This window comes from Burkholderia sp. AU45251, assembly GCF_030482905.1.
GTDB classification, from domain to species: Bacteria; Pseudomonadota; Gammaproteobacteria; order Burkholderiales; family Burkholderiaceae; genus Burkholderia; species Burkholderia aenigmatica.
The window spans coordinates 166,466-175,418 of sequence record NZ_JAUJQH010000016.1; the positions used below are offsets into that span (position 1 = coordinate 166,466).

7 protein-coding genes are annotated in these 8,953 nt (G+C 54.6%); 2 read left to right on the top strand and 5 right to left on the bottom strand.

Annotated features, from left to right (window positions below):
- Positions 1-77: 77 nt before the first annotated feature.
- The 5 genes from QZM67_RS26910 to QZM67_RS26930 all read right to left on the bottom strand — a co-directional run bounded on the left by QZM67_RS26910 (position 78) and on the right by QZM67_RS26930 (position 7,100).
- On the bottom strand, positions 78-1,622 hold the full coding sequence (locus QZM67_RS26910; RefSeq protein WP_021158884.1) for an ATP-binding protein: 1,545 nt from the start codon (positions 1,620-1,622) through the stop codon (positions 78-80).
- A gap of 235 nt (positions 1,623-1,857) precedes the next feature.
- The gene (locus QZM67_RS26915) at positions 1,858-4,329 is read right to left on the bottom strand and encodes a DDE-type integrase/transposase/recombinase (protein ID WP_021158885.1); all 2,472 of its coding nucleotides are present in this window, start codon (positions 4,327-4,329) and stop codon (positions 1,858-1,860) included.
- Positions 4,330-4,382: 53 nt separating this feature from the next.
- Positions 4,383-5,201, bottom strand: coding sequence for a heteromeric transposase endonuclease subunit TnsA (locus QZM67_RS26920; protein ID WP_042974418.1), 819 nt, complete (start codon positions 5,199-5,201; stop codon positions 4,383-4,385).
- Between the two features lie 211 nt (positions 5,202-5,412).
- On the bottom strand, positions 5,413-6,291 hold the full coding sequence (locus tag QZM67_RS26925; RefSeq protein ID WP_301808044.1) for a hypothetical protein: 879 nt from the start codon (positions 6,289-6,291) through the stop codon (positions 5,413-5,415).
- 461 nt (positions 6,292-6,752) lie between these two features.
- The gene (locus tag QZM67_RS26930; RefSeq protein WP_301808046.1) at positions 6,753-7,100 is read right to left on the bottom strand and encodes a hypothetical protein; all 348 of its coding nucleotides are present in this window, start codon (positions 7,098-7,100) and stop codon (positions 6,753-6,755) included.
- Positions 7,101-8,208: 1,108 nt separating this feature from the next.
- On the opposite strand from QZM67_RS26930, the gene QZM67_RS26935 reads away from it, so the two are divergent.
- Positions 8,209-8,391 (top strand): hypothetical protein, encoded by a 183-nt coding sequence (locus QZM67_RS26935; protein WP_301808050.1) that lies wholly within the window; start codon positions 8,209-8,211, stop codon positions 8,389-8,391.
- Between the two features lie 68 nt (positions 8,392-8,459).
- Positions 8,460-8,900: a hypothetical protein gene (locus QZM67_RS26940; protein WP_301808052.1), complete on the top strand. Its 441-nt coding sequence runs from the start codon at positions 8,460-8,462 to the stop codon at positions 8,898-8,900.
- The last annotated feature ends 53 nt before the right edge of the window (positions 8,901-8,953 follow it).

An 8,953-nucleotide genomic window follows, 5' to 3' on the forward strand; every position in this document is an offset into this window, starting at 1 on the left:
GCCGCCTCTCCGATCGACAAGGGGTACTGAGATCAGGTAGATAAACACTGCTCCCGACGTCCGTCCCCCCACCACCCTCAGCCAATAACCGATGATTCCTCATCCGACGTGCTGGACGACTTGCGTGACAACGTTGAAGACTTCGTGCCGTAGTACTTGACGCAAACTTCGTGGATTAATTGTTCGCGAGATGCATTCGGGTGGTGTTTTTGCACAAGCGCAGTCATCGACGATGCCGTCTCCCTGGGAATGCCGATAAGCATCAGGGACGAAACTGCATCGAGGCTAGTCTCCAACCTGTCATGTCGAATTGACTCATCGTAGAACAGGTTATGCTGCATTTCTGTCTTCATCTCGGCAACGACATCTTTCAACGTATCGCCCAACACATCGTCATATTTCATCATTGCCACTTTCTTGCCCGAGCGAATGGCGCGTATGATCGGTTTCAGGGAAGACATTTTCTCGTCAAACACCCGCACAAACATGCGTGCCGAGAGGCGTTCCTCGCCGGACGCAATGGCTGCATATTGCGCAAGCTGGAACAGCGGAACTGCCAATCCCGCGAGCCCCTGAGTCAGTCCCCACAGGCATTTTCGCTCGGCTGCGGATAGCGGCGCCGCTTTAGATAGCCATTGATATTTCGACAGCTCCTTACAGAACCGATCCCAATCCCGCTCATTGGTAATCCCCTTCCAATTGATTACCCCCCCGCTGCTTGCTCGCCGCGCCAATCGTAGTGTCCGACGGAAAAGACGCTCCGCGCGGGGTGTCCCTGCGACAAGGACCGGAACCTGAACAACGTTTGTGAAGTTGACGAAGAAATCGAAGAGCGGGTCGTGCGATGCCACTGCATAGAGTGCGTTCTGGATTTCGTCGAGTACGATCAGTCCCGTAAAATGTCTTCGCGCAACGCGATGGACCTTGTTGGCGAAATCGGCAACCGTTGCGCGACTGCCAACTTCTTTCTCATAGTGCGTTCCGAGAAGGTCATCGTAGGTTGCGAGCAGAAGCCGGAGCGTGTCCTTCAGGCTGGCGCTTCTTGGACAGTCAATCTTGATACGGACGACCTGCGTGATGCCGTATCTCGAGTGGTGAATAACCTTCGGCAGAAGCCTGAGCGCAGAATGCAGAACGGTAGTTTTTCCTGAGCCGGATATACCAAAGAGCCCTGCGCAGTACGCATGGCTTCTCTCGTGGGGATAGACTGCCGTCAGTTGGCCGTCCGCCGAGACTCCATAACGTTCCTTGATCCCGTCAATTCCATTATTATGAATAGACTGCTGAGAGTAGTGCTGCCTGATGAGTAAATGCACCGTTGAAACCACTTCAACCTGAGACGGCAACCCCACGATCAAATTTCCCAACCGCGCAACCGCATTTGTCCGGTACTCTTTTGACCTGCACCTCTCCTCCTCAGAGAATGGTATTGGAACGCTCAACTCGCGGACGATATCTTCGATGCGCCAGTATGGCCCTAGCGCAGAGATCAAGGGGTTGCTCGCATGCTCAGGAAGTAGATCACCCTCATAGTATTGAGCCTCGACTGCTTCGATACATTGCTTTACCGGCTGAGGCTTCACCTGAACCTCGTTCACGTTTGCTTCGGTACGCTTTACCATGGCAACCTCCGTTAAAGGCATGTTGATGCGACATCGCCATAAACCGTCCAATCAAAAATATTCAGAGACTACCGGCCGCCCCTCCTTTAATAAAATCGGACATCTTCTCAACGACATAGCGAATGCATACAGCGCGATTATTTCGAATCAAGCCAGGACGCGCCGCGCTCGCTCATGCATCGCTCCAAACAGCAACGTCCATTTCGGCTGCAACTTCAAGCACTTCGTCTACGAGTCAAACCTTATCGAACAGGTCGCGCATGCCAGCCTCAATCTGCTCTGAAATAGCCCCGAAATCCGAGCTATCTCTACCTTCCGACGAGTCAGTGGTGTCGGCGCCTGCACTCTGAGGATCAATGCCACGATGATCCTCCGCCTGAGGGCGCGCCGAACGGGTAAGGCCCCCAGTCACACGCCGGAATGGCTTGCTACGCTTTTCGACTATTGAGCTATTACGATCCTTGCCACTCATGACGGCATCTGCTTGTCGAATGCCCACCGCGCCTAATGCAGGGTCCTGTGCTCCGCTACGTTCGCCCATCTCACGTTCAGTTCGCTCATCCGCGCGTTCACGTAACGTTTCGTTATCCAGATTATTTATATCTGGATGCCTGAGGCCGGCGGCTTCCAATGCCGCTTTCGTCTGCTTCACCGACTGTTTGGCTGTAGCTGCGATGTTGTATTCGGTTATCGCGAGACTCTTCTGCACTTCGGCTTCGTGGCACCCAATGTTCGCTGCATTGACAGATCGATAGACTTCAAGTTCGTGGTAAGTTAATCCTGCCACCCAGTCTGGCTCAGATTCTTGCAGAGAGCATGCGATCGGCTCCCCAAGACCGAGCAGGTGGATATTGCTGACGTCGGAGGAATCGGGAGTGACGTCAACGACCGTTTCCTTCCCCTCCGCGCGAAACATGGCCTGCCTCTCTATCAAGGACAGGGGGCACGCGTACATGACGCGCTTGAACTTAATGCCGTTGGCTACGATGACCGCCTTCTCGGGGGCTATGACCTTCGAGCGGAACTCCGCGACATCGACCTTACGCCCACGCCCGTTGACTTTAATACCGTATTTCCAGAGGTTCAGTGGGGTCGCCGCTTCGCCCGCTTCGACCATCTCGGGCGGAGTCGGATAGCCTGTCACCGCTCGGCTGTTGTAACTAAGTATCGCCATCACCACAATCAGAAGCAGTTGCCTGATGTCCAGCGCCGCGTCGAGAGCCGGGTGTACCCGGCCTCTTTCAAACGAGTCTTTTTCGACTGCGCCCGGAACCAAAGACATCCACGTCGCCGGCAGAACGTGAAATCGCACTTCCATGACACCACGCAGGTCGGGTCGATACGCAGCCGGATTCAATATCTCCACCCGATAGTCTCGATGGAGTGGCTGCGCCTTGTGCACGCTACTGATCTCACCCTGGTCACCATACAGTTCCTCGCAGAGGATCTCCGAAGGCCACTGGCCTTCTGTGATGTCGAGTCCGAGCCTTTTACAGAACTCGACCTTGGAACTAATAGCGTTGACGAGAGCCATCATTGCCCCGTTCCAGCACGGAGGGTCAAACGTCAGATGCACGCCCACAATCATGCGGGAATAGTCGTCGACAACCAGATACAACGTCGGCCTGCGAAGCGCGATGCTGCGCATGATGCGAGAAACGGGATATACGTCGATGATCGTCGCATCAATATGGAATCGTTGACCGGGTCCCCGCGTGTCCGAGAGTCGACCAGTCAGCGGCCGCTCATGCAGCAGATAGCGTCGGATTCCCACCTTGCGCACCCGACGGTCCTTGTACGAATAATTTTGCGCAATGTAGTACTGCAGTTGCCTTGGCGTTATGCAGGCCCCTTCGACAAACTCCATGTCCACCAGCCTGCCGTCTGCATCAAAGACTTTTCGACGCGCAAACAAGGTCATGACCCAACGGACTGACGCCGCCATCGTCTTAGACGCTCGAGGCCCCCTCCTGTACTCAGCAGTAAAATGGTAGTCGGCTGCTATTGCCAGTATCTTTCGAGTCTCCACATTACGTGGGGGACCGCTCAAGCTTTTGTCGCGTGACTTCCGGCCGGGTTTCGATTCGAAGTTCTTTACTTGTCCCTTCCCTCCACATCGGTCATAGTCGTCCCCGGCGGCGGCAGGCGTCATACCGCGCTGCCAGAAGCGCCGCAACACGCGTCGTACCGTAGCCTCAGAATATTGATACATCGCGATAAAACGGTGAATCCGCTTCGCGCGAGTCGACCGCTCAAGCAACGCCTCATACTCATCACCATGGAGCGACGGCTCTGGTGGCAGCTCGCCGTCGGTATGTCTGTCGAACGTAAGCAACCGTCGGATGAGTACCCACCCCCGATACCTCTCAGGTTCCTCGACGCATTCGAGGCTTTCCTTCGACCGCCGGTTCGGGACGTATGTCGCGGCTCGACGCCGCTCCGCAACGCTCACTGGCAACTTCGAAATGATGTCAAGTGCATCGTCGTCTTCGACGTTGAACGACAGTCGTCTGAGCACCTCGTCGGTTTTCAGTTTGAATGGGCTAGCACGATGCCTACTTTCCGGCTTCCCATGCTCGATATCAATCAGGTGCGTCCATCTCTGTCCATCGCCCGTTTTCAAGACGATATAAATCGTGTCTCCATTGCGCTCCTTCAGTACATCTCCCATTGCAATGGACGACGGACAGGTCGCCTTTTTCAGCATAGCAACCTCCTTTTCAATCTATCTATTCCGCATTACTTTGGATTACTGCACATTTACAATCGAACGTTCACACGCAAATCTTTAACAATGACGAGCACGGGATTTTTCGATTCAAGGTCAAAACTGACAATTCTCTTTGCCGCCAGTTGACGAAACGCTTGCGCACAGGCACCGCTCTGCAGTGAAAACTGGCGTTCTACCGCCTCGCAGGCGTCGACAACACGAGCGTCTATACACTTTCGCAGACGTCGCAATAGCTCCCGTTGCGCGGTCTCTTCGGTTTCCGACAGTTCCCGCCCCAGCATGTCATTCTCGGCTTTCAGTAACCAGCCGAGATTCTTGTGTCGTGCTGCATGCATCCCATGGGCTTTGAAGATCTCAAACCGCGCCCCCTCACCTAGCCAATATTGCTCTTCTATTTTTTGCTTGGGCGTCTTGTCAGTCGTACCGAACCTCTCTGAGGATTTGACCGAAATAGCACGCTTGTAGAGCCGACCGTTCCGTTCACCTATCGCTACAAGGTCCGTGCTGAGTACAACTGGATCGCCCGTATCCGGATACCGCGGATGATCCACGCCGGCACGCGCAGCTGCCCGCAATGTCTTTTCTGGCTCAAGCATTACCTGATCGTATACGGTCAATATGCGTCGATCCCACCAGAGCTCAAGGAAACAAGCCTTCTCTCCATCCGATAGCAGATGAATTGCTCGCAGGCCGGTTTTCGAAGAAGTCAATCGCGTTTTCATACCGACGCCCGGCATATCCCGCGTCCCAATCCAGCGCTCGTGCCTCCCCTCCCTCTTCGCAGTCTCCTGCTCCTTCAATTTGCGCTCCATCGTGGTCCGACGCATGCGAACGGTTCTGCTAGTCATGACCAGCCTCCTTCATATCATTCGGCGACGGCCAGACTTCCATTAGCCGCGGCCCGACAGCAGCGGGCCGTGCCGTCGACCTTCACGCAATCGACTTGTTTCGTCCTCGCGCCGAATGAGCTCAACGTTGAAACCGTGGATCGTGGGACTGCAATTTGTCACGGCTGCGCAAGCAGCCCGTCACATTCCGTGCCGTAACGGGCAGACCCAACTACCACTTCCTCTCTGCAAGAAGGCGGCTGATCGCAAAGGGATTGCGGTAGGCCGCAGCGAAACGCGCCGCACATTCATCGAGCCGGCATCGCTTCGATTTCGGCCTCTTGTCAGGCACTGTGCCGTCGGCGACGTCGATCTGCGTAAATGATTCGATGTGCTTTCGATACGCGTATGTGGTCAGCGCCGGCGTGTGGACAGTGGGAAACCGCCGCGGAGTTGCACCAATTTCCTTTACGGAAGAGGAGCACTGCCCTTCCCGAACCACTGTGATACCAAGGATGCGGAGATGAAACGTCAGCAATTGAGCATCGCTATATCGACCATCGACGGCGCAGATGATTGTCGCTCCGATATTCACTAACGTTGCCAGTTGAGCCGCAACGGAATGCGGTGATGTGAGTCGCTGGTCGATTCCGTCAATACCGATAAAGATCGATCGCTCTGGAAACTGAGCGCGCAGCGTTGCGGTCCAGATCGCGGCGCGAAGCTGGGCGCCCAGGTCGTCCGGCTTGCGGAGCATCAGAAGCGTGTGACGACATCCGGTTGCAAGTTCGGCCAAGCGAAGTTGGAGCCGTTCCCGTCGTATAGGCAAGTCGGGTCCCGTGATGAATCGAACAAATCGCGGCTCAGAGTCGCTGCACGCCACGTGCGTTCCCGTGGGCGGAAGGCCTTGATCGTCAGGTGCGCCGTCATCGGGCAACACCTGCTTTGGCGCTTTCGGAAATGGAGTGCTTACGGGACTTGGTAGCCGCATGATCGACGATCGCGTGACATCTGACACCACTTCCGCGCGGACATACCCGCCGAACTTGGCGCAGATCGTTTGGCGTGTCGCCGATACTTCATCGCTCACAGAATGCATAGACGTGTTCATACCTGCCTCCACTCTTTGGCTCTTGACAACCGGGCCGATTAGGCAGAGCATGACTCATAGGAAGTGAGTTCACGTGCTCCGCCGATCAGGCCGAGACGAACGGGCTCCCGGTTTGCAGACCGGGAGCCCGTTTAGTTTCAAGCAATCAATTTTCGCAGCCGTTTCTCACGGCCCTGACTCATAGTTGGTGCCTCCTCTGCTGGATCAGCAGCAAAAAACAGCTGGTCGAGATGCGACCGTGAGACTCCAGACGTGGACCGTATACCTTTTCCACCGGTCGGAGTCTATGTACATCTATCCGCATTTCAAGGCGAAAAAGTTGCTGCACCGGCGTGAGAGATGTTGACGGGTGATGCGCACCTTAATTCAAAGAGCTTGTTCAGTCCGACCGACTAGAGAACTCATTATTTGAGAATGCAGCTGGCTTCTTCGGATGATGTTTAGGCCGCCGTGCATGGCATTTAACTACGGTCCAGTTCGAAATTCACTTCATAAAGCTTCCCTACACAATTGCGCCAATGCATCGCTACGCGCACCAACTGCTGACCATAGCTGGAACGTGTCAGCCCGCCAAGAAACGCATAGGTCCTGTTGCCCAAAGCAATGCGTCGGCCGGCGTTCTCGCCCATTGAAACGTGAATGCGATGGAACTGATTGCGTGCGTGATTGCGCAATTTGCATGCAATGGCATTTCCAATGTGAGGACAATGCGCGCATTGTTTTTTGAGCGTGTGAATCAAGCAGTCGACCATACCGCCGCCAAAATTCGGCGCACGCCATAGCTGCGCACCAGGCAGCTTCCGCGCCACTTGCAAGCTCCCTTCCTTAGCCACTTCTTGGCTGGAATCACTGTGTGCCCGCCGGGTACTCTGATCGATGCGATGAGGGCATCGTTTAAGCGCCCGAATACACTCCTGTACTTCCGGTGTGTAACCATTTTTACTTCTTATTAAGAAGCATTCAGCATAAAATCTTTAAAATATCCAGCCAATTATAAAACCATATTTTTATTTATGCGGCACATCATGATTTTCTCGGCCACCCACCCAGTAAAATTCAAAATTTTACAGAGATCGCTTCACCGGGTTTAATGCCACGTTACGCTACCCGGATTACACGGGGCCGAATTTTATTTTTCCCGCCACCACCAATTCCTTGAAATTCTCTTTCATCGTCTTGGTTTCGGTACGACGTGATCGGCAAACCACCGTGAAATGCAGTCGATGCCTCAAAGTATAAAACTGGCGCCGAAGGCGGCGACAGCGATGTCGCGGATATGCATGCGCATCAATATTCATAGAACTATGATGAAGGCCTCCCCGTCGCGATCATTTCATGATCGCGCGGGGTCTCGCCTAGGCTTCGCATCAAGGCAAACGATGACCATATGATGCGTACTCCAGAATCGAATATCAATCGCCGGGGAGAATCGTACTTTCGCGTTGCTGCACTGCAAAAACCCCTCAAGATGGAATTTTTGCTCCACACCATATTTTTAAGTAACTACAAAATACGCTACCTCCCCGAGGTCGCCCCACACCGGGATGACTTCAGTTGTTCTACATCGCAGCGAGGCCGGCACGGAAGACATTCCAGGGGTCACAGCACCTCACGGTGGAGCGATTCCATGATGGCGAGATGAGAAGGACCGGCAGCAAATAAAATCTAGGCCGAAACATCCGGGCATCCGTCCGAACCGCTTGTTCCCTGTGCAAGAACGTCATCGTCAGATTGTCGGGCGCCTAATACATTGCGATCGACCGGAAGGGCGAGCTTTCCCCACCTACCCGGGAACACACCCGATCGGAACTGGTGGGGGTGACAAAGCAATAACCCAAGGCTCCGATGGCCTCGTATTAGCAAGCGACACCCAGACAATCGACCAGCACAAACGAGAGAAGCTGGTCCGACGTAGACGTGTTTATCGCCTGCATTGCCGCGGCAATTGCAGATTTCGTCACGCCGTGGGTCCTGCCGCGCTCCATCGGACTCGCCTCGATTTTGATATTCGCGGTGGTGTTCGCGTGGCAGTTCATTGTTCTGATAAAGCAGATTGCTACCGATTGGTGGTGCCACCGGCGCTACCGGCATCGAATCTGATCCCTACCAAATCGCACCTCCGTGTACTTACATGAATAATCCGAAGCGCCGTCGAGAGGATCACAACGATGAGCTACCCAACCATTCCTGAAGACTTTCCTCGGGAGTCCCCCCAAGGTGCCATTGGCGGGTATCGACCGAAACTCTTACTCCGGCGTGCCGGCGGCCAGCTTATCTCACGGCCGACTGACGAAGAACTATTCACGCGATACGATGCTTGTGAAGATCTCGCCAGACAGCTCGCGACCTACACCCGCAGGAAACTCACCAAGGACCCGTTGCAGTCACTGTCCGATTCGCTTTCCCACGTCGAAACCGACATGACCAAGAAGGTCTCTTCGGGACAGTGGGATATTTCCTCGGCCGAGATCGCCTGGATCATGAAGCGTGTTCGCGACTTGCTGGCAAAGCACGTGTTGGATGACCGGGATGACCTGAGCTTCCCTCGGTTTTTCGCCTTCCAACGGTCCCGAGTTATGCAGCCGCATCCTTGGTCTGCTGAGCTTTGATCCAGTCCCGAAGGAACTGCTCCGGAGAAACAAAGCCGAGCGACGAATGACGA